The organism is Saccharibacillus alkalitolerans (assembly GCF_011090185.1).
In the GTDB taxonomy this organism is placed as follows: Bacteria; Bacillota; Bacilli; order Paenibacillales; family Paenibacillaceae; genus Saccharibacillus; species Saccharibacillus alkalitolerans.
Map to the genome: position 1 here is coordinate 1,048,591 of NZ_JAAFGS010000001.1, position 20,989 is coordinate 1,069,579.

Sequence of the window (20,989 nt, forward strand, 5' to 3'; positions counted from 1 at the left end):
GCTCTTTTCGCATTGAATATTATGAGAAATGACTTAGCGGCTCGGCGGACGATTATGTTACAGTAATCAAAACGATGAAACGCAAAGGAGACCTGCTCATGATTATCAGGCCTTATGAAGAATACGACGAGAAAAGCTGGTTGAGATGCCGGGTGCTGGCGATGCTCGATACCGCTTATTACGATAACGTGTTGAAGGAAAAAGAGCGCTACGGCAATCCTGCGATCGAGCTGGTTGCGACGGAGGGCGAAGAGATCGTCGGCTTGATCGATATCGAGCTGGATACCCGTCCCGGCGAAGTCTGTTCCGATTCCGAACGCCGCGGCGGCTTGATCCGGCATCTGGCCGTACATCCGGACAAGCGTCGGCAGGGGATCGGCCGTCTGCTGCTGCTTGAAGCGTTGGGACGGGCCAGAACCTCCGGTATGCAGTACCTGGAAGCGTGGACGCGGGATGATCAGTGGGTGAGGAATTGGTACGCGAACGTGGGCTTCCGTATGGTCGATTCGTATCTGCAGGTATATCTGGAAAGCGGAGATCAGCTTAAAGGGATGATCGAAAGCAAGGTGCCTCAGCTGCATCCGGTGTCCGTATTCGCGCATTATACCGGCTCGGATAAAGCTTATGTGGTCAGTAAGTTTTCGAGAGTGCACGAAACGAGCCGTTTCGATTTGGATTTAATGGAATTATAAATAAAAAAATCAATACATGAAAAATTCACAATAGAAAAACCAAAAAATCAGGAAAAAAGGACCCTCGCCAACCAAAACCAATCTTATTGCAGCTCGCAAAACTTTTACGCTAAAAATATATACGGCAAAAGGTTTTGTGCCTTTAAGTCGCGGCTGCTTACCATGTAAAGGGAGCGAGAGCAGAAGAACTCTTTCGTTCCCTTTACGTACTATAAAAACAGAACCGGACAGACTTGTCTTATGTGTGGCGCAGCAGCGTTCATTTCACATTGGCGAACGAGTACGGCCGACTCTGCTTTTCATTGCGTCAAACCTTCAAAATCTCATCGATAAATGGGACTTCGTCTCATGGTTTGCCTTCAAATAACGGTACAATATGCTTTTCAATCAATTCAATTCTGTTCTTCGCGCGCGGCATAAAACGGGAAGCGATGGCAACTACCATTTTTCGTTCCGGATTTACGAAAATCGCGTTTCCGCCGTCGCCCAAAGCTGCATAGCAACCATGTTCCTTATCGCCGACAATCCACCATAAATATCCATACGACAGCTCCCCCCACCGGCTGTTTTCTTGGGTGCTGTCCTCGATCCATTTTGACGATAGAAGCTGCCTTCCGTTCCACGCCCCTCCATTTAAGTACAACTGACCGATTTTCGCCATATCCCGCGGCGTTAAGGCCAGTCCCCAACCGGCGGTGTTCGTGCCTTTGGGATCCGTTACCCAACCATGAACATACTTATCCTTTAGGAAGGCCGAATACTCCTCTTTGGAATGTATAGCCGCATTACGCGGAGCTTTGATCCCAAGCGGTTTAAACAAGTTTTCCGCGGCAAAATCAAGCACGGATCGACCTGTTGCATTTGCGAGAACTCCAGATAAAATTTGTGCGCCGACGGTGGAATATTTGAACTCTCCAACACCGTTCTTACCGCCCATCAAGTCCAGCGCGGCTTTCGTCCAATCCTCGCTTGCATAAACCTTCGTATACGGCTCCGACTTGTACTTATAAGGCGCAGTCATTGTCAGCATATTTTTTATTGTGACGTTCTGTATCGTTTTTTCGCCGCGTTTGATCGTGTAGCCGGGGAAAAATTCCAATACTTTCTGATCCCTGCTTTTAATATGGCCTTTATCCAGGGCAATGCCGATCAGCGCAGAAACAACGCTCTTTGTTACCGATGCAACATGAAGGGAATCATCGAAGGTGTAACCGTCAAAATAGCTTTCGTATACCTGCTCTCCATCCTGCATCACAACAATACCGGCAGTATTCTTATAATCGCTTTTGATAAGACTTTCGAAATCCGCCATTCTTTTATTCATGCTTTTTCTCCCTTTAAATATAAGTCCATCGATGTCTAAGAAAAGCATATTATGATATAAAATTTTTTGCGACGGTCTTTTTTTAACTTTTTAATTTGCGCAAGTTGACAAATTGGAATCATTACGAATATTATAGATACATATAATCCTTAATTAAAGCGGCAGTTTTCTGGTCTGCAAGCCTTGGATCGAGTACAGACGACAAAGAAAACAGCTTTCCTTTTACTTCAATTAGGGATATAAAGAATCTTTTATAGTCATAAAAGGAGGGAATTATCATGTCAACCGATTCCGCTGTTTTCGCCTCAGTGACGGACGTGATCATTATCGGGGGAGGGCCGGCAGGAATGAGCGCGGCTCTCGTATTGGGAAGGGCGCGCCGAAGCGTGCTCGTTATCGACGAAGCGCTGCCCAGGCACCGGGTTACGCGCGAATCGCACGGCTTCCTTACCCGTGACGGGGTCGCGCCGGCCGAACTGCGCAAAGCGGCACGCGAACAAATCGCGGCGTATCCGGGCGTGGCGTTTATCGAAGATTCGGCCGTAGAAGCGGAAGGAGTCGACGGAGACTTTCGGGTGACGACGGCCGGAGGAACGATTTACCGAAGCCGCAAGCTCCTGTTCGCCGCGGGAATGAAAGATCTCCCGATGGATCTCGAAGGACTGGAAGACGTCTACGGCAAAAGCGCTTATGTCTGCCCGTACTGCGACGGATGGGAAATGCAGGATCGTCCGATCGCCGTAATCGCGGGAAAGCATACGCTGCATTTGACGCGTACCGTCGCAGGGTGGACGGACGACGTCGCCGTATTCATGAACGGAACGGATTTGCCGGAAGAGGACAGAGCCCAGATTCAAAGCCGGGGCATCCCGATTTACGAAAAACCGATTGCCCGAATCGAGTCGGAAAAAGGGGAGACCAGCGCCATCGTGCTGAGCGACGGAACGAAGATTGCCCGAACGGCTGTCTTTTTCGCGCCCCGTCTTGCTCCGGGTTCCGAACTGCCCGCACAATTCGGCTGCGCGGTCATGGAGTCGGGAGCCATGATCGTCGACGAAACGGGACGTTCCAACGTGCCCGGAGTCTTCGGAGCCGGCGACGGAGCGTCGCAGAAATACCAGGTCGCCGCGGCTGTCGCCGCCGGCTCGGCAGCGGGCGCCGGCATCAATTTCGAACTGCTCGATCTCGATTGGGAACGGAAAGCTGAGGAAGCCGCCATACTTTAGCCTTGCTCGCCGAATCGTCAGGATGTAAAATAGAACCAACAACAAAACCGCAGGCTATCGGAATGCTTCCTTCTACTTGGGAACCGGAAACCGGGGGCGCAAGCCCCACGGACCGGTATGTATCAGCGTTCCGGCTCTCCTGCGGTTTTGTCTGTTCCATCAAGCGAACCGAAAGGAGCGAATGAAGCATGAACCGTCGTCAGCGCTCCAAGATCGTGTGCCCTCGAGCTGGCTGCTCGTTTCAAGCCGAGAGGGAGATTCCCGAACGATTACGCTGTACGCGATCGATTTCCTTCGAGGCGTGCGAATGAGCTGGGGAGATTGGGCGAGCTTCGATGAATGGATGAGGGCTCGGATTCCGCTAAAAAGCAAATCGGGCGGCAGCGGGGGTCGGCATATTTCCGCAGCCAAGATCACGGCGAAAGCGATAAGGCTGGACATGGATGCCCGGCAAAAGGAACAGCTTGAGCGGAGGTTCGATCGGGCACTCGGCCGAAAGGCTTGGAAACATATTGCAAAAGAAGGGAAAGATCCGCTGTGCAAATGAAATCGACGCTGGTCATTACGGCGCTGCTGTTCGCCTTGGCGGCGGGACAAGTATTCTCCAATTGGAACGGGGACCATTATTCAATCCTGCGAATCTTGTTTCTGGTTGTGGGAATCGCGTCTTTTGCCGTCTTCTTCATGCTTGTCATGGACTTAACCCGCAAAGACTTCACCAAGGTTCGCGGAGCGGTGTTGAGCCGTAATCGCAATCAGGTCTGGGTGAAGCTCGACAGCGGCAAGCTCAAAAGCTGCGTGATCGCCGCCGAGCAAAAACCGGAAAGCTTTGCCGAAGGACGGCCGGTCGAGCTTACTCTGGGACGGCGCAGTCGGCTGGTTCGCGGAATCGAACTGTTGAATGAGCAGGCGTAGGATACGCTTGCTCTTTTTTTATGCTCGAAAACGTAGGATTTTGCAATCGCCATACTTTCGCCCTGTTGGCGCCGAACGGAATTCGCTAAACTTATGCCATAACGAAGCCGCAGGCTATAGGAACGCTTCCTTCTCTCGATCAAAAGCCAATCAGCGTTCCGGCTCTCCTGCGGCCTTTTTTTACGATAAGGAGGCATTCTCCGATGACATTTCAATATACCGACGCGCAGCAGGCGCGCCGAACTTTGAACGAAATTATGCTGCGGCGCATCGGCAAGCTGACGCTTCCGATTCCGGACGATTCGTCCGCGGAACCCGGCCTTCTGGCTGCGCTGCTTAAAAATACGGAGCGGCTCGGCTGTACGTTCTCGCCGGGGCTGCTGAAGGCGGCATCGGTTCTCGGACGCAAACAGCTGGTTGAACTCCATAAGACCACGATAGCGACACTGCGGAAAATGCGGGGAGACCATGTGCCCTACAAGCCGATGTATCCGAATTTTCCCGATCAGGTGATGGCGATGGACGAAGCGGAGCTCTACCTGAACGCTCTGCTGCATTACTTGACGGGGATTCTGCCGGAGTCGGAAAAGCAGGAACGACCGGCCATTAAGATCCGCCCGAACCTGCGGCCGATCGATCTCGGCAGCGAAGAGGAATTTGTCCAAATGATCCGGAACCTTGCCGCTTCCAATGGAGCGCTTTCCGAGGAGGACAAACAGGATTTGAAGACCGCGCTGAATATCGCGGACGAACCGCTCTTTTTGCTGCCGGACGAAATCCCTTATAAGGAAAACGCGGCCTTCGCGGCTGCCGTGCTGCTTGAACGGGGAATGGCCGACCCGGCGAGACTGGCTCCGCATTTCCGTACGGCTACGGACGTGCTTCGCCTGGCTGCCGGCTTGTCCGGTCTCGATACAAGCCTTGCTTGGGCCAGAAAAATCAAACGGCAAACGCAGCCTTTCGCCAATCCTTACAACCTGCTGCAGGGCATGCGGCTTGCCGACGACCACTCGGCCGTTCTTGCCGCCGAGTCTGCGCGAGGCGGTTCGTACCGCTTCCGCAAATTCAAGCGCGCCGAGCGCCGCCTGCTGCTGGGGCTGCTCGAAAAGTCGGGGGCTTCCCTCGAAGACATGCTGCTTTACCGGGAGCTGTGGAAGCGCCTTGGCGAAATTTTGCATCCGGGCGAACTGCGTTCGCGCTATCCGAAAGCGTTCGATTCTTTTACCCGGCTGCGCCGGGAGAAGTCGATTCCCAACTTCCGCCGCGACGTCGAAGAAGGGCTGAAAGCCCGCGATCCGCGCGTCATCGAAAAGCTGTCGGAGCGTCCCGGGGAACTGGCGCGGCGAATGGACCTTCTGCTGCGTTCGCAGCCCGAGAGCGCCGAAGCCGCGTTTGAAGCGTTCGGGCGCGTATCCGGCCGTATGGCCGTTCCGCTGCTGCTCCAACTGCTGGCGCATTTTAAGCATCGGAACGAACGCAGAACGTACCGGGTCTTTTTCCCGAAAGGCAATATCGGTAAAGTCGTAGCCGTGTATAACGAGCTGCCCCCGCTTGAAGCGGAACTATGCGAACGTCTGGTACGGATGATCGAAGCGGAGCTCGTCTCCCGCTTCGCCGATCGGAAGCCTTTGGGACGAGTTTACATCGATCATCGTCTGAGCGGGATACCGGTTCCGTTCACGCAGCGTTCCGCCAGCCGGGCGCTTCGGCCTCTTCCGCGGAGCAGCCGGGTCTCCATACCGGAAGGCGAGGTGCTGCGCTTGTTCTGCTGGTGGACCAACATACGCACAGGAGACCCCGAGACGCGGAGAGTCGACGTCGATCTCTCGCTGGTTCTGCTGGACGCGAATTGGAAGCATGTCGACACGCTCTCTTTTTATAATCTCAAAAAAGCGTACGGCGTCCACAGCGGCGACATCACGGATGCACCCAAGGGCGCTTCGGAGTTCATCGACCTTAATCTGAGCGCCGTATTGAAAAACCGAAAAATCCGCTATGCCATGGTACAGGTCGCCTGCTTTACCGGCCAACCGTTCTCCCAGCTGCCGGAATGCTTTGCGGGATTCATGATGCGGACGGACGGCCGAAGCGGGGCGATTTACGATCCGCGCACCGTCGAAACCAAATTCGATCTCACGATCGAGGCGCAGCAGGCGGTGCCGTTTGCGGTGGACTTGAGAGAACGCGAGCTGATCTGGATGGACGCGGCGCTCAAAAACCGCAGCTTCCGCATTACCGCCCATGACAATATGAGCGGGCTGCAGCTGCTCGGTCATGCTTTCGCCGACCTGCGCAAAACGACGCTCTCCGAACTGTATACCCTGCATGCGAAAGCGCGCGGGACGATAGTCGGCAGCCCGGACGAGGCCGATACGGTATTCGGGTTGGAGGAAGGTCTCACCCCGTATCGGACGGACGTTATTCTTGCCGAATATGTATGACGGATTTCGAACCGCTTTCCGTGCTTGAGTTCCTCTTTTTTTGGTGAATGCTAGGGAAGAATAGACCAAAACGGAGGGATCGTCGATGGAAAGCAAAGCACTGCTCGTACATTTGTGGGACAGCTGCCTGGACCGCGAGGGCTGGTTTCCGCCGCTTGAAGACGCGCTGCGGGACTTAACGGCCGAACAAGCGGCCTGGAAGCCTGCCGAAGGCGCTTCGAATTCGATTCGCGAACTTGTGCGGCATCTGACCTTTTACAAAAAGCGTCTGCTGCTTCGCGCAAAGGGCGAGACGGAAGGCGTTCCGGAAGCGGAAAACAACGATGCCACGTTCAAGGAACGGGACGGCTCGCGCGAAAGCTGGGAAGCGGACAAGCGGGAACTGTTCGACGTGCACCGACAGCTCTCCGCCCTCTTGGCGGAAGCCGATTCGCATGAGCTGGACCGGCCCATTCCGCAGGAAGGCACGCTGGCGGAATCGATTCGCAGTCTGGCGATGCACGATGCGTATCATATCGGACAGATTGTGCTGCTGAGCAAGCTTCAAGGCGTATGGCCGGAAGCAAGAAGATTCGGCTGATTGTTCCGGTTTTCGTCCGGCAGCGTCCAAAAAGAAGAGGCCCCAGGTTCGGGCCTCTTCTTTTTGGACTGCCGCCGCTTGCGAAAAGCCGCGGTTAAATTTTGAACTGTCTGATCACGTCCTGCAGATCGTCCGCCAAGCTTGCGAGCGACTGGGAGGAAGAAGAGATTTCTTCCATCGAAGCCAGCTGCTGCTGGGTCGCGGCGGAAATGTTCTGCGTATTGAGCGCCGATTCGCGCGCCACGCCGTGCACGTCGGTTATCGCAGCGTTGACCTGCTCCGTTCCCGCGCTTAAACGCTGCAAGATGAAGGTGACTTTTTCGATATGCCCGACGACTTCGCCGACCGTCTGCTCGATTCTGCCGAACGAACGTCCCGCGCCGTCGACGACGGCCAAGCCGGAGCTCACTTCTTCGGACGTGTTTTCCATCGTGCGCAGCGTGATCTCGGTATCCCGGCGAATCATTTCGATCAAATCGGAGATCCGCTTGGTGGAATTGTTCGATTCTTCGGCCAGCTTGCGGACCTCGTCGGCAACGACGGCAAAGCCTCGGCCGTGTTCGGCGGCGCGGGCCGCTTCGATGGCGGCATTCAGCGCAAGCAGATTCGTCTGGCCCGAAATGCCGGAGATAACCTGAGTGATCTGTTCGATCTCTTCGGAACGCCGGCCGAGGCTCTGCACGGCTTCGGCCAAACTGTCGACGTTCGACGAAATGGTGCCCATCTGGCGGCCGACTTCCCCGATCGCCCTGCCGCCTTCCGCGGATGCTTCGGAAGCGTTCAGTACGTCGCGGCGCATTTCTTCCGTGTACTCGGTAATTTCCCGAGTATGGCCGGTGATCTCGGAGACGATTCGCGAGCTGTGATCGACTTTTGCCGACTGCGTATCCGCGCCTGCCGCAAGATCCTGCGCGATGATCGTGATATGTTCGCTTGCCTTGCTGTTCTGCTCGGCGCCGGCGCTCAGTTCTTCGGAAGAAGAAGCTACGAGATGAGCCGAGTCACGCACCGTGCCGAACACCGTTTGCAGCTTGCCGGTCATCCGATTAAAGGAAGAGGAGAGCTCGCCGATCTCGTCTTTCGAGACATATGTACCTTTAACCGTAAAGTCCCCGTTTTCCGCCTGGGCAAGCAGCGAGGCTACTTCTTTCACCGGACGCACGATCGATCGGGCGATCAGGATACCGAGCCCGATCAGCAGCAGTAGAGCCGCACCGATCAGGGAACACACGAGAATCATGATATCGTCGAGATTGGCCTGGTTTTTCGCGTCGATCGCGCCTGCGTATTCCACATTGGACGTTTGCAGGGCTTTTAAGGCGTCGTTCACCGCTTGGCGGGCGGGTTCGACCTGCAGCGAGTAAGCCCGATAGGCCTGCTCTCGGCGATCGGTCCCGATGAGATCGAGCACCTGATTGCGCGCGTCCTGCAGTTCCTGAGCCTCCGTGCGATATTTGTCCAGGATTTGCTGTTGGTTCTCGGTCAGCTTCGAAGCATCAAGCTCGTCGATCGTCGAATCGATCTCCTCCCAAGCGGAATCGATCTCCCCGCGCAGCTTCTGGTTTCTGTCCTTATCGGCGGTGTTCATCAACTCCAGCGTATAAGCGTCGCTTGCCCGCGCGTTGATGCGAACCTGCATCACTTTGCTGAGCGGAATCAAGTTCTCGTTGTACATGATTTCCGAATCTTTGGCCATCAACCGAATATAATTCAATCCGATAAAGCCGACCGATCCGAGCGCCAGCGCGCTGACCACGATCAACAAGGTCAACTTCCGGGACACGGACAAATTTTTTAGCAGTTTCAATGCATTCTCTCCCTTTTGCGCGCATAGGCGGTTCTTCGGAAGTTTATATCGGCACGGACCGAAAACGTTTTAAGTAAATTTGAAAAAATAGTCGTTTGGTTGGATAATCGGTCAGCGAGGTAAAAAGATACGGTAGGCAATCGGTAAACGACGAAAACAGGGAGGTTCGCACATGAACGGAGCAGGCAGCGAAACGATTTTTTGGATACTCGGAGCCGCGTTTATCGTCTTCGGTCTGTACTCGGTCATGCGGCGGCGTAAGCTGTCGCAGAGCGAGCATACCGTACCCGGCGAAATCGTTCGGTACGAAGAACTGGCGGAGACGCCTTTGGAAAGAAGCGGGGCCGGAGTGAAATATTATCCGGTCGTCCGCTTCGAGACGAAAAACGGCACCGTGGAGCATGTGTCGCGCAGCGGAAGCTCCGCTCGTCCCCAACCGTCCGGCGCCAAAGTGGACGTCCACTACGACCCGGAAGATCCTTCCGCGTTCGAACTGCTCAGCGGAAGCGACGCCGCGCGCCGCGAAGCCGCGCCGATCGTACTGGGCGTCGTCTTTTTGGGGATCGGAGTCGCGCTCTCTTTGTAATACAATAGGGAAGAGAAGAGAGAAAAGGAGCATCGATTCCCATGGATAAAAAAGCGAAAAAGATTTTGAATGCCACCTTCTGGTCGTCCAAAGGATGGAAAAACGCGCCTGCGGCCTACTCGGGAGAAGACTTCGAATACGCCAAAGCCCGGGGCGTCATGTTCGATCCGCTGACCGTGACGCATGACGAGCTGGTCGCGCGGATTCGCGGCCTTCACGAGAGCGGCGAAGTCACGAAGGAAAAGGCGGCCGCGGCTTTTTTGCACAGTCTGTCGACCCGCCGCGTCGAGCTGCGAAGCGCCCTGTCCAGCTATGCGCTGACCGCCGACCTGCCCGTGCACGGCTATACGGAACATCTTCCCCAGGCTGCGCGCCGCACAAGCGCTTGTCCCGAATGCGACGGCGCCGGGCTGCAGTCCAGCCGGGATTACGCGAACTTCGACCTTAACGTCCTGAATTTCGAGCGGGTCAAATGGGGCGGCGTACGCCATAATTGGCTGCCTTACTGCTGGATGGATCTCGATTTGCTGGCCAAGTCGGAGATCGGGGAGCCGGCGAAAGAGGACGTGGACATCCTGCGCGCCATGCTTCAGGCCGTCGACGACTGCGAACCGCACGAGCATGCCCGAAAGCTGGAAACAAGGTGGAAAGACCGGCTGCCTTCGAACCGGGCGGAACGGGATACGATCATGGAGATCTGGGCTTACGCGGGCATTTTGGCCGAAAAAGATACGCCTCGCCTCGGAAGACGCGGAGATACCGACTTCATGGCGGTGGAAGGCTGGCAGGGCGACGACGGATATTCCCGGGAAGCGCTGCTGCGCTTTTTCGGGGCGTGGCTGTAAAGAGCGGAGAAGGGATAAAGCGGGCGGCGCGGAAATTTTCCGGCCGCTTTTGCTTTTTGTTCGGCCGGGCGACGAATAAACGGGTAAAAAAGAAAGAATGTCCCAATCCCGAACTCAGAAGGAGGCTTTTCACCATGAATACCGAAAACGCCATCGTGCAGCCTTTTCGAATCGACATTCCCCAATCCGATCTCGACGATCTGCGCGAACGCTTGGCCCGTACAAGATGGCCGGACGAAGAGCCGAGAGGCGGCTGGAGCTACGGCGTCCCGCTGTCCTATCAGAAAGAATTGGCCGAGTACTGGGGCACCCGGTACGATTGGCGCAAGCATGAAGCGAGGCTGAACGAATATCCGCAGTTCACGACGGAAATCGGCGGAGAGAACGTGCATTTCCTGCATGTCCGCTCTCCCGAGCCGGATGCGCTGCCGCTGCTGCTGATCCACGGTTGGCCCGGCTCTTTCGTGGAATTTCTCGAGATGATCGGTCCGCTGACCCGTCCGCGCGAATACGGGCGGGCGCCGTCGGAAGCTTTCCATCTCGTCATTCCGTCGCTGCCGGGTTACGGTTTCTCGGGACCGACGAAGCAGCCGGGCATGGATTACAAACGGATCGCCGGCATGTTCGCGGTGCTGATGCAGCGGCTGGGGTACGAGCGGTATGCGGCGCAGGGCGGCGATTGGGGTTCTTTTATCTCGCTGGAGATCGGCCATAAGCATCCGGAATCCGTCGTCGGCGTCCACGTGAACATGTTGGTCACTCCGCCGCCGGAAAATCCGAAACAGCTGGCCAAGCTGAAGCCGAAAGACCGGGAAGAACTGGAGAAGATGAACTATTACGCGAAGGAGCAGTCGGGTTACTCCGTGCAGCAGGGCACCCGCCCGCAGACGCTCTCGTACGCGCTGACGGATTCGCCGTCCGGGCAGCTGGCATGGATCATCGAGAAATTTTACGAGTGGACGGACAAAAAGAACCTGCCGGAAGAAGCGATCGACCGCGATTGGCTGCTGACCAACATTTCGATTTATTGGCTCACCGCCACGGCCGGTTCTTCGGCCCGTCTGTATTACGAAACGATGCATATGGACGGCTCGCCGCTTCCCGACGAGAACGCGGCGGAGCAAGGGCCCCCGATCGGCGTCGCCGTTTTCCCGAAAGACGTGTCCGCCCCGATCCGCGCGCTGGCCGAAGAAAAGTACAATATCGCGCATTGGACGGAATTCGACCGCGGCGGGCATTTTGCGGCGATGGAGCAGCCCAAGCTGCTGGCGGGAGATATCGTGGAGTTCTTCAGCACGCTGCGGGGAGAGAAAGCGGACTGACCGAACTTCGGCAAAAAGCGCAAAGAACGCTTGACGTGAAACGCGTTTCAGCCTGTACGGTGGAAATACGGAATCGAGCAGTCGAACGATCCGATTTCAGAACCGGAGGTTTTGCGCTTATGTATCCATCTTCCACGGAATCTTCCAAAATCGTCTTCATCGACATCGACGGGACGCTGGTCGCCGACGACGGCGGGGTGCCGGAATCCGCCGCGCGCGCTTGCCGCGAAGCCCGAGCGAACGGGCATCTGCTGTATCTGTGCACGGGACGTTCCAAACCCGAAATTTACGACTCCATCTGGGAGATCGGCTTCGACGGCCTGATCGGAGCCGGCGGAGGCTATGTCGAATGCGGCAGCGACATCCTGTACCATAAGCAGGTCTCTCCGGAAGACGTCGTGCATCTGGTGGATTTTTTCGAAAAGAACGGTATCGACTTCTATCTGGAGTCCAATGCAGGGCTGTATGCCAGCCGCAATCTGCGCGAGCGTCTGATCGGTCTTATATACGGAGACGTGGACAACGATCCGGCGGCGCGCGAACGGCTGGAACATGCGCCGCATCCTTTTTTGGAGGCGCTCACTTACGGGGAAAGCAATCTGTACAAAAGCGACGTCAACAAAGTGTGCTTCCTGGAGAGCGATATGCCGTTCGAGAGCATTCGGGCCGAATTCGCGGGGAAATTCGAAGCGATTCCGTGCACCGTGCCGATGTTCGGCCGAGGCAGCGGAGAACTGACCGTGCCCGGCGTGCACAAAGCGGTCGCCATTGCCGACTTGCTGGTGCACCTGGGCAGGTCGGTATGCGACACGGTGGCGATCGGCGACGGATTGAACGACCTGGAGATGCTGCGGTACTGCGCCGTCGGCATTGCTATGGGGGATGCACGGGACGAGTTGAAAGCGGAGGCGGATCACGTGACCGGCACGCTGGAAGAAGACGGGCTGCATGACGCTTTCGTCAAGTACGGCCTTATTTCGGGGAACCGTCCGCCTGACGTGTTCGAACGGTGCGCGGAAAGGGAAGTGCGGGCGTAAAAGGGTTCCCAAAAAGATAAGCCGTTCCGCGCAGATGCGCAGGCGGATGCCGGATTGCGGGAAGCGGGCTTCGGGTAATGAGTGAAGGAGTGTTTAAATACGAGCTTTCTTCGCGAAAGGAGCGATTGACATGACTGCAGGGCACACAACCGCCGCCGATTCCGGCACGTTCACGATCGGAGGCGACATGACGGTCAACCGGCTCGGTTACGGCACGATGCAGCTGACCGGACCCGGCGTATGGGGGGATCCGAAAGATCCCGAGGAGGCCGTTCGGGTGCTTCGCCGCTCGGTAGAGCTCGGCGTGAACTTTATCGACACGGCCGATTCGTACGGTCCCGCCGTAGCGGAGCCGCTGATCCGCAAAGCGCTGCATCCGTACCGCGACGACCTGATTATCGCGACCAAAGCGGGTTTGACCCGTTCGGGTCCCAACGATTGGCGGCCGGTCGGACGGCCGGAATATTTGCGTCAGCAGGCGGAAATGAGCCTGCGGCTGCTGGGCCTGGAGCGGATCGATTTGTTCCAACTGCACCGGATCGATCCCAAAGTTCCGCTGGCGGAACAGTTGGGCGAACTGGAGCTGCTGCGCAAAGAAGGAAAGATCCGGCATATCGGGCTGAGCGAGGTCAGCGTGGAGGAGCTGCGCGAAGCGCGCGAGATCACGGAGATCGTCTCGGTGCAGAACTTGTACAATCTGTCCAACCGCAAAGCGGAAGACGTGCTGGAGGAAGCGGAATCGGGCGGCATCGCCTTCATTCCGTGGTTCCCGCTCGCGACGGGGGAACTGGCCAAAGAAGGCGGTCCGCTGGACGACATCGCCAAACGGCTGGACGCCAAGCCGGCCCAGATCGCGCTCGCCTGGCTGCTGAGCCGTTCTCCGGTCATGCTCCCGATTCCGGGCACGTCGACGCTCTCCCATCTGGAGGAAAACATTGCGGCAGCCGGCCTCGAACTGAGCGCGGAAGATTTCGAAACGCTGAGCAAGCTGGCCTGATCGTATGAACGAAAACGGCATGAACAAAGAGCGTGCGGACAGCCGCCATCCGCTGTTTCGCGGCTTGAAGTCGCTGAGCGGTCCGTTCGGACGGTTCGACGTTTCCGGCCTGCCAGATCGGCCGGGCGAATTGTTTCTCGAATGGTTTGCGGGCGCGCTTCGGGAAAAAATCTCGGAGCCGCATGCGGCTGTGCTGTCCACGGCGGACCGGGACGGGCGCCCCGATGCCCGGGTGCTGATCTTAAAGGACGTGCAAGGCGAAACATTCTATTTCGCTTCCGGGATGGAGAGCCGAAAGGGGCGGCAGCTGCAGCATAATCCGCATGCGGCGCTGACCTTCTACTGGCCGCCGCTCGGCCGGCAGATTCGGCTCCGGGGCGCGGTCACGGATACGGGAGCGGAAGAAGGCGCGGCGGATTTCCGGCGCCGGCCGCTTGAAGCGAGGGCGGTCGCCATGACCGGGCGGCAGAGCGAACGGCTGGACAGCGAAGCGCGGCTGGAAGAGACGCTGGCTGCGCATCGGGCAGAGTTGGAGCGGGACCCCGAAGCGGCGGCGCCTCTATGGAGGCTGTACGCGCTTGAGATCGAGGAGGCGGAATTCTGGCAGGCGGACGCCGGACGGAAGCATACGCGCGTCCAATACCGATTAAGCGGAAGCGGGCAGTGGGAACACGGACTGCTCTGGCCTTAAAAGAAATAATCGGATCAAAAACCAAACAGCGCGCGAACCGATCGGAATCGGTTCGCGCGCTGTTTTTTGTCGGACAATCGGAGATGTACTCCGAACGATCGGAATGCGCGTTCAGATCGGAATCTCCGTGCCGGGCCGAAGCACGTGCAGCCCCGACAAGCCTTGTTTCTCCAACCGGCGGAGAGACGCAAGCGCGGAACGCTCCGGCGCATGCACCAACGCGGCCTTGGCGGCAGGAGATTCGCTCAGCATCCGGCGCACGTCGCCTGCGCCCTGATGAACCTTGTAACAAAGGTTCATAACCCGGCAGCGGATCTCTTCGCGCCGCCCGGTCAGCAGACGGCTGGCGTACGTTCCCCGGTAGACGTGGCCGGTCAGCAGGATCAGATTGTCCGGGTTCCCGGCCAATTGCTCGGCGTACCAGCGGGAAGCCGGCGACTCCAACATGCCGTCGTTGGAGAGGATCAGGCAGGGACCGCTTTGCGGCAAAGCCGCGTGCCGCTGCGCATCGGTCTCGACCGTCGCGAGGCGATCCGCTTGATGCGCAAGCGTCCTGCGGATTCGTTCCGCCGCGCCCGGACGCAGCCAGACCGGATCGCGAAGCAGGTTCTCGAGCCCTTTCCGGATGCCGTTCTCCGCGATAACCGGATAATCCGGGAATCGTTCGCACGCCCAGACCAGCAGATCCTGACTTCGTCCGAAGGCCGGCAGCGGCAGAAGCACCTGCCCGCCGGCGGACAGAGAGTCCGAAATTTCACGGAACAGAGCTTCGATCTTCTCGCTTTGGGGTTCGTCGTCGGGACCGTAGGCGTTGTCGACGATCGCGAGATCGTCGGACCGCGCGTCGGACTGCGCTTTTGCTGTCCGGTCAGGAAAAACGGGGAGCCGTCCGCCGCTTCCGGCTGCCGCTGTGGCTGCCGCCGCATTCTCGAGCGTCTGTTCTTCGAGCGCGATCCCGCCCGGCGGATCGGAGGCCAGAAGCTCGGATTCCCGGCTGTAATCGCCGGAAAAGAAAATACGCTTCCCCTCCATTTCGAGCCTGAGCCAGACGGAACCGGCCAAATGTCCGCTGCGGCCCCATTGGACGCTTATCGGCTCTCCGGGCAGTTCGAACCGGCCCAGCGGAGGCGCGTGGTCTTCCAAATAACGAAACCGCATCGCGTCGATATGGGCCCGTTCATAAGGAAGGCGATCGCCGCGCGACTCCACGAATTTCCGCCAGCTGCGAAACCCCGCCTCCAGCTGCCGCGCCGTTGCCCGAGTCGTCCAAATTTCGCCTTTGTAGCCGTGCTTGTACAGCAAAGGCAGCGCCATGGCATGGTCCTCATGCGCATGGGAGAGAAATACCGTCGTCAACCGGGGGATTTCCCGGATATCCAGCAGCGGATACTGCCCGTGCTCTTCTTTTTTGATGCCGCAGTCCAGCAGGATGCGGCGGGAAGCGCCGGCGATCCGGTAGCAGGAACGTCCATGCTCGCCGGAACCTCCCCATACCTGCAAATTCATCATCATCCATTCCACTTTCTTCTCGAGCCCAGGCTCTCCATAATAATCAGAATCAAAGTCGTGAAGCCGACGGATACGACCGCCATCGCCATGCCAAGCGACACTTCGCCCTGCTCGAACTGCGCGAAAATGAAGGTCGCGGAAGTCTGTACCGAAGGCGGCAGAATCAGCAGGGAAGCGACCAATTCCCGCGCCGAGATCGTGAAGGTCATCATCCACCCGGCGAGCATGCCCGGGAGGATCAACGGCAGGGTGATTCGACGCAGCAGATACAGCGGTCGGCCGCCGAATACTTGACCGGCCTGCATGAGGGAACCGTCGATTTGTCCGGCTGCGCTTTTGACGTACTGCACCGTGTAGGGCAGGAACAATATGACGTAAGTCAATATGACCATCCCGTACGTGTTATACAGCGGAATCGGCATCCAGGGCGAATTCCAGAGCAGGATCAAGCCCACGACCATGACGATGCCGGGCACCGTATTGGGCATCAGGCTGATCAGATCGACGGCGCGCTGCCCTGCGGTATTCGAACGACGGATCAGCAGGGCGCACCAAGTCCCGAGCACGACCGCGACCGTGGAAGCGGCGAGCGACAGCCAGATGCTGCTCATCAGCGCCTTCATGCCGGGATTCCCCCAGCGCAGCAGTTCGCGGTAAGCATCCAGCGTCAAATTGTCCCAGGACAGCCCGGCTCCGCGCAGCTTCATCGTCGATGCGGCAATAATGGAGAAATAAGGAATGCCGATCGAGAAGAGCAGCAGCAGCGCCACGAATACCAGGCTGATTCCGAGCACCGGTCCGCCGCTGCGCAGAGAAGCGCGTCTGGAGCCTTTGCCGCCGACCAAGCTGTACGTGAACCGGCGGCTCAATACGGACTGCATATACCACATCAGCAGGCAGGCGGTCAGCAGCAGGGAGGACAGCGAAGTGGCGCTGCCGAAGCTGATCGGCCAGCTCGAAATGTACCGGTGAATCTCCGAAGTCATGACGTCGTAGCCGATCTGTCTGCCGAAAGTCGCCGGCGTTCCGAATTCCGCGATCGTCTTGACGAAGACGAGCATGGCGCCCATGCCGAAGGAAGAGAGCAGCAGAGGGACGATAATGCGGCGGAAACGGTAAAGCGGGGTCGCGCCCATGACCGCGCCCGCTTCTTCCAGACTGCCGCCGATCCGCTCCAGCGCGCCGCGCAGCAGCAGATACAAGAACGGAAACAAATGCAGGCTCATGATGGCGACCATCCCGGCGAAGCTGAAAAAAGCGGGAGTCAGACCCGAGAGCCCCGGAAGAAGCTGCGCCAGATAACCGTTTTTCTGCATGAACAGAATCCAGCCCATCGAGCCGATATAAGGCGGCGTCATAAAAGGGATCAGCAGGACGATATCGAGCCAGCGGCTGCGTCCGATCGCGGTATTGGCCATGATCCAAGCCAGCGGCAGAGCAAGCAGCGTCGTGCCCGCGATGACGCAGAGTCCGAGCCATACGGTATTGAGCATAACTTTGGCGGAGTCGGAGTCCGCAATCGTGCGGAAGGGAGCTGCCCACTGCAGCTCCCCGTCCCGGTACACGCTTTGAATGAAAATTTCGGCAAGCGGGACCACGATCAGGCCGGCCAGCACAAGCAGCGCCAGCAGGATCGACAGTCCGCGAATCGGTTTGAGGGTCAACGATTTGATCATGTGCTTACTTGAACAGCTTCAGGAAACGTTCCGTAACTTCGGCGCCGTTGTCGCTCATCCAGGTCCAGTCGGCTTTGAGCTGCGGAATTTCGTCCAGATTGGCGCGGTTATCGGCTTTGATGTCCGTGCGTCCCGGCATCAGGTACGCGTCGGTGACCATCTTCTGCGCCTCGTCGGAGAGCAGGTAATCGATAAACGCTTTGGCGTTTGTCTCATGCTGCGTCGACTTCAGGATGGCGGCCGGTCTCGGACTGATGATCGTGCCTTCGCTCGGATACACGATATCGATCGGCTCTCCTTTGGCTTTGGCGCTGTACGTCATGTAGTCGACCGCGGAGGCAACGATGCCTTTGGCGCCCGTGATGACCGGATCGAGCGCTTCTTTGTTGGCGCCGGCCAGAACGGCTCCGTTATCTTTGTAGCTCTGGAACAGATCCCAACCGCCTTCGCCGTTCGCGTTCAGGTATCCGGTCATGAAGTCGAGCGCCGAACCGGACAGCGAAGGATCGGGGATGTTGACCTGATCTTTGTATTCCGGTTTGCTCAGATCGGCCCAAGAGGTCGGCGGGGCGGAAACGAGGTTCGTATTATACGCGATGCCGAGCGCGGAGGCGCTGGAGCTGAAGTAGTTGCCTTCGGCGTCCGACCAGTCGGGATTCAGCTTATCGGCGTTTTTCGCTTCCGGGTAAGGCAGGGTCAAGCCGTCCTTCTTCAACCCCTGCGCCGCGGGCAGGGAAGCCAGAATGACCACGTCGGCGGCCGGGTTCGATTTTTCCGCTTCCATGCGGGCGAGGATCTTGCCGGTCGTTCCCTGGAATACGTCCACCTCTACGCCGGACTGCGCTTCATACCCTTCGATCAGCTTGTTCGCCAAGCCTTCCGGACCGGCCGTATAGACGACAAGCTTATTGTCCGCAGGCTGCGATTGTTCCGTCTTCGAGGTATCGGAAGCCGACGGATCGGCGGCCGCGGTGCTCGAACCGCCCGTACTGCCGCAGCCCGAAAGGGCCATGCCGAAAGCGAGTGCCAGCGCGAGCGGAGCTCCCTTGGCGAGTTTGGATGAATGAACGAATTTTGGATTCCACATTGTAAAAGTCCCCCATTGGATAAAAGTTTAATTGGAATGATGAAGCTTGACGACGCGAATTCGATTCTCCGGCAAATACACGGTTATTCGGTTTCCCGGAGGAATGCGGCTGGCGGAATACGCCGTCCAGCGATCCGGCTGTCCGTCCGCCTGCAGATGCACTTCGTAGCGGTCTCCCATATAACTGGACTGCAGCACCTCGGCTTCGTAGGAGGCGCATTTTGCGCCGTTGACCGGCTCCCAGCGCAGATGCTCGGGGCGAAACATGGCCGTTTCCCCCTGCCCGTCCGAAGCTCCCCGAGGCGCCAGCCAGTTGGAACGGCCGATAAAGCGGGCGACGAAAGGATCGGCGGGCCGGTCGTAAATCTCTTCCGGCGTTCCCGCTTGAAGCACCCGTCCCGTCTGCATGACGACGATTTCGTCGGACATGGACATGGCCTCGGTCTGGTCGTGCGTGACATACAGGGCGGTCAGACCGAGATCCCGGACAAGCGAGAGCATCTCGACCCGCATTTCTTCGCGCAGCGAGGCGTCCAGCGCGCTGAGCGGTTCGTCGAACAGCACGAGACGCGGCTGAACGGCGACGGCCCGAGCAAAAGCAACCCGCTGCTGCTGGCCTCCGGACAGCTGGTGGGGATAACGGTCGGCCATCGGAGCCAGCCGCACCTTATCCAGCGCTTTCATCACGTTTTCCCGCAGATCGCGGGTCCGGCAGGCGGTGCGCAGACCGAAAGCGACGTTTTCGAACACCGTCATATGGGGCCACAGCGCAAAGTCCTGAAACACCATGCCGAAGCCGCGCTTATGCGCCGGCGTATCCCGTTTGCGCCCGGCATCGTACAGCGTATCGCCGCCGATGGAGATCGCCCCCGTATCCGGCGTTTCCAATCCGGCAATCATGCGCAGCAGCGTCGTCTTGCCGCAGCCCGACGGTCCCAGCAGCGTCGTGAACGTTCCCGAACGGACGAGGAGATCGGTAGGATGAAGAGCGACCGTTTGCCCGAACGTTTTGCTAAGCTTTTGAATATGTAAGTCCATGTAATATCCTTCCCTGCTTCAGTTAACTGGTCAGCGGTCTGCCGCTCACAACTTCAGTCTAACGGTCCAGTTCAAAGCCCATGTCAGTGGAATGTCAAAACAAAATTAATTTTTCCAATGAATCCTGTTAACATTCATAGATTTTACTGATAGTAGAGCCTGCACGGCGGGCAAAACAGGAAGGAAGATCAAGTCATGATGAATTTGAACTTGACCAAGCTGAAGATCGTAGAGCTGCTCGAGCAGCATAACAAGATTACGACCGTGGCGGAGATGCTGGATCTGAAGCAGCCGACGGTCACTTTTCACATGAAAAATATGGAGAAGGATTTCGGGGTCAAATTATTCGAGACGAAAATGGGGAAAATCGTGCTGACGGATGCCGGGCGCGCTCTGCAGCATTATGCCGTCAAGATCGGGGCGTTGGCCGCGGAAGCGGAACGCGCCGTAAGCGAGTTCGATACGCTGCGCAAAGGCAGGCTGCGCATCGGCGCCAGCTACGTGCCGGCCACGTATCTGCTTCCGGGCGTTTTGCATCGTTTTTCCGCTCTCTATCCGGGGGTGCAGCTTTCGCTGTCGGTCAAGACCGCTCCCGCCGTCAAAGAAATGCTGGAGAAGCACGAGATCGACCTGGGCTTCGCTTCGACGGATTCTTTCGAATCGCCGGAACTGCTCGCCGAGCCGATCGGGAAGGACGAGCTTGTACTCATTTTCGCGCCTTCGCACCGTCTGGCTTCGATCGCCGAACCGACGGCCGACCAGATCGTTTCGTCTTATTTCGTCATGCACGGCATGGAATCGAGCACGCGAAGATTGACCGAAAATTGGCTGGATGCCCATTCCCGCCGGCTGCCTTCCTACTTGGAGTTCGATTCGTTGGAGGCGATCAAGCAGACGGTCATGCTCGGCGAGCATGTTTCGTTCGTCTCGCGGCTGGCCGTCCGGGAAGAGATCGAGCGCGGACTGCTGCAGATGCGCCCGATTCCGGGCGGGAGGCTGAACCGTCATATCTATATGGTGACCAACCGACAGCGCTACCGATCGGCGCTGCTGGGGCGATTTACCGATCACTTGACGAAGCAGATTCGAACGCCGAACGAATAAATTGTTCAAAATTAAAATCTTCTTCATTTTTTGCCCCTCAAATCCGTTATAATAGATAGAAGAAGACTGTTCCCCACCAAAATTTAGTAAAATTTAAGGTACGGGCAGCATG

18 protein-coding genes are annotated in these 20,989 nt (G+C 57.6%); 12 read left to right on the forward strand and 6 right to left on the reverse strand.

Annotated features, from left to right (window positions below; genetic code table 11):
- Positions 1-98 precede the first annotated feature (98 nt).
- The gene (locus GYN08_RS04500) at positions 99-692 is read left to right on the forward strand and encodes a GNAT family N-acetyltransferase (protein ID WP_408015045.1); all 594 of its coding nucleotides are present in this window, start codon (positions 99-101) and stop codon (positions 690-692) included.
- Positions 693-1,038: 346 nt separating this feature from the next.
- On the opposite strand, the gene GYN08_RS04505 is transcribed toward GYN08_RS04500, so the two are convergent.
- On the reverse strand, positions 1,039-2,016 hold the full coding sequence (locus tag GYN08_RS04505; protein ID WP_166272827.1) for a serine hydrolase domain-containing protein: 978 nt from the start codon (positions 2,014-2,016) through the stop codon (positions 1,039-1,041).
- A gap of 278 nt (positions 2,017-2,294) precedes the next feature.
- Here GYN08_RS04505 and GYN08_RS04510 point away from each other — a divergent pair, with 278 nt between their 5' ends.
- The 4 genes from GYN08_RS04510 (at position 2,295) to GYN08_RS04525 (ending at position 7,178) form a co-directional block, all read left to right on the forward strand.
- Entirely contained in the window at positions 2,295-3,242 is a 948-nt protein-coding gene (locus tag GYN08_RS04510; protein WP_166272828.1) for an NAD(P)/FAD-dependent oxidoreductase, read from the forward strand.
- A gap of 537 nt (positions 3,243-3,779) precedes the next feature.
- Positions 3,780-4,157, forward strand: a complete 378-nt coding sequence (locus GYN08_RS04515) for a hypothetical protein (RefSeq protein WP_166272829.1) — start codon at positions 3,780-3,782, stop codon at positions 4,155-4,157.
- Positions 4,158-4,360: 203 nt separating this feature from the next.
- Positions 4,361-6,598, forward strand: a complete 2,238-nt coding sequence (locus GYN08_RS04520; RefSeq protein WP_166272830.1) for a TerD family protein — start codon at positions 4,361-4,363, stop codon at positions 6,596-6,598.
- Between the two features lie 85 nt (positions 6,599-6,683).
- A complete protein-coding gene (locus tag GYN08_RS04525) occupies positions 6,684-7,178 on the forward strand; it encodes a DinB family protein (RefSeq protein ID WP_166272831.1) in 495 nt (164 codons plus the stop codon).
- 94 nt (positions 7,179-7,272) lie between these two features.
- Here the strand turns inward: GYN08_RS04525 and GYN08_RS04530 are convergent, their stop codons facing one another.
- Entirely contained in the window at positions 7,273-8,985 is a 1,713-nt protein-coding gene (locus tag GYN08_RS04530; protein ID WP_166272832.1) for a methyl-accepting chemotaxis protein, read from the reverse strand.
- Positions 8,986-9,157: 172 nt separating this feature from the next.
- On the opposite strand from GYN08_RS04530, the gene GYN08_RS04535 reads away from it, so the two are divergent.
- The 6 genes from GYN08_RS04535 to GYN08_RS04560 all read left to right on the forward strand — a co-directional run bounded on the left by GYN08_RS04535 (position 9,158) and on the right by GYN08_RS04560 (position 14,463).
- On the forward strand, positions 9,158-9,571 hold the full coding sequence (locus tag GYN08_RS04535) for a DUF3592 domain-containing protein (RefSeq protein ID WP_166272833.1): 414 nt from the start codon (positions 9,158-9,160) through the stop codon (positions 9,569-9,571).
- A 41-nt stretch (positions 9,572-9,612) separates the two neighbouring features.
- Positions 9,613-10,416: a hypothetical protein gene (locus GYN08_RS04540; RefSeq protein ID WP_166272834.1), complete on the forward strand. Its 804-nt coding sequence runs from the start codon at positions 9,613-9,615 to the stop codon at positions 10,414-10,416.
- A 134-nt stretch (positions 10,417-10,550) separates the two neighbouring features.
- Positions 10,551-11,738 carry an epoxide hydrolase family protein gene (locus GYN08_RS04545; RefSeq protein ID WP_206023581.1) on the forward strand — a complete coding sequence of 396 codons (1,188 nt, stop codon included), beginning with the start codon at positions 10,551-10,553 and terminating at the stop codon, positions 11,736-11,738.
- A gap of 119 nt (positions 11,739-11,857) precedes the next feature.
- On the forward strand, positions 11,858-12,775 hold the full coding sequence (locus GYN08_RS04550) for a Cof-type HAD-IIB family hydrolase (protein WP_166272835.1): 918 nt from the start codon (positions 11,858-11,860) through the stop codon (positions 12,773-12,775).
- Between the two features lie 130 nt (positions 12,776-12,905).
- Entirely contained in the window at positions 12,906-13,772 is an 867-nt protein-coding gene (locus GYN08_RS04555) for an aldo/keto reductase (RefSeq protein ID WP_166272836.1), read from the forward strand.
- A 4-nt stretch (positions 13,773-13,776) separates the two neighbouring features.
- Positions 13,777-14,463, forward strand: a complete 687-nt coding sequence (locus tag GYN08_RS04560; RefSeq protein ID WP_235945750.1) for a pyridoxine/pyridoxamine 5'-phosphate oxidase — start codon at positions 13,777-13,779, stop codon at positions 14,461-14,463.
- A 111-nt stretch (positions 14,464-14,574) separates the two neighbouring features.
- Here GYN08_RS04560 and GYN08_RS04565 read toward each other — a convergent pair whose 3' ends face one another.
- From GYN08_RS04565 to GYN08_RS04580, 4 genes are read right to left on the reverse strand one after another with little or no spacing between them, the layout of a single operon-like run.
- Complete coding sequence (locus tag GYN08_RS04565; RefSeq protein ID WP_166272837.1) at positions 14,575-15,975, reverse strand: MBL fold metallo-hydrolase; 1,401 nt, start codon at positions 15,973-15,975, stop codon at positions 14,575-14,577.
- Complete coding sequence (locus tag GYN08_RS04570; RefSeq protein ID WP_206023582.1) at positions 15,972-17,648, reverse strand: ABC transporter permease; 1,677 nt, start codon at positions 17,646-17,648, stop codon at positions 15,972-15,974. The genes GYN08_RS04565 and GYN08_RS04570 overlap by 4 nt, the downstream gene beginning before the upstream one ends.
- 4 nt (positions 17,649-17,652) lie before the next feature.
- Entirely contained in the window at positions 17,653-18,735 is a 1,083-nt protein-coding gene (locus tag GYN08_RS04575) for an ABC transporter substrate-binding protein (RefSeq protein ID WP_166272838.1), read from the reverse strand.
- Positions 18,736-18,762: 27 nt separating this feature from the next.
- Positions 18,763-19,773, reverse strand: a complete 1,011-nt coding sequence (locus tag GYN08_RS04580) for an ABC transporter ATP-binding protein (RefSeq protein ID WP_166272839.1) — start codon at positions 19,771-19,773, stop codon at positions 18,763-18,765.
- A 198-nt stretch (positions 19,774-19,971) separates the two neighbouring features.
- On the opposite strand from GYN08_RS04580, the gene GYN08_RS04585 reads away from it, so the two are divergent.
- On the forward strand, positions 19,972-20,877 hold the full coding sequence (locus tag GYN08_RS04585; RefSeq protein WP_166273122.1) for a LysR substrate-binding domain-containing protein: 906 nt from the start codon (positions 19,972-19,974) through the stop codon (positions 20,875-20,877).
- The last annotated feature ends 112 nt before the right edge of the window (positions 20,878-20,989 follow it).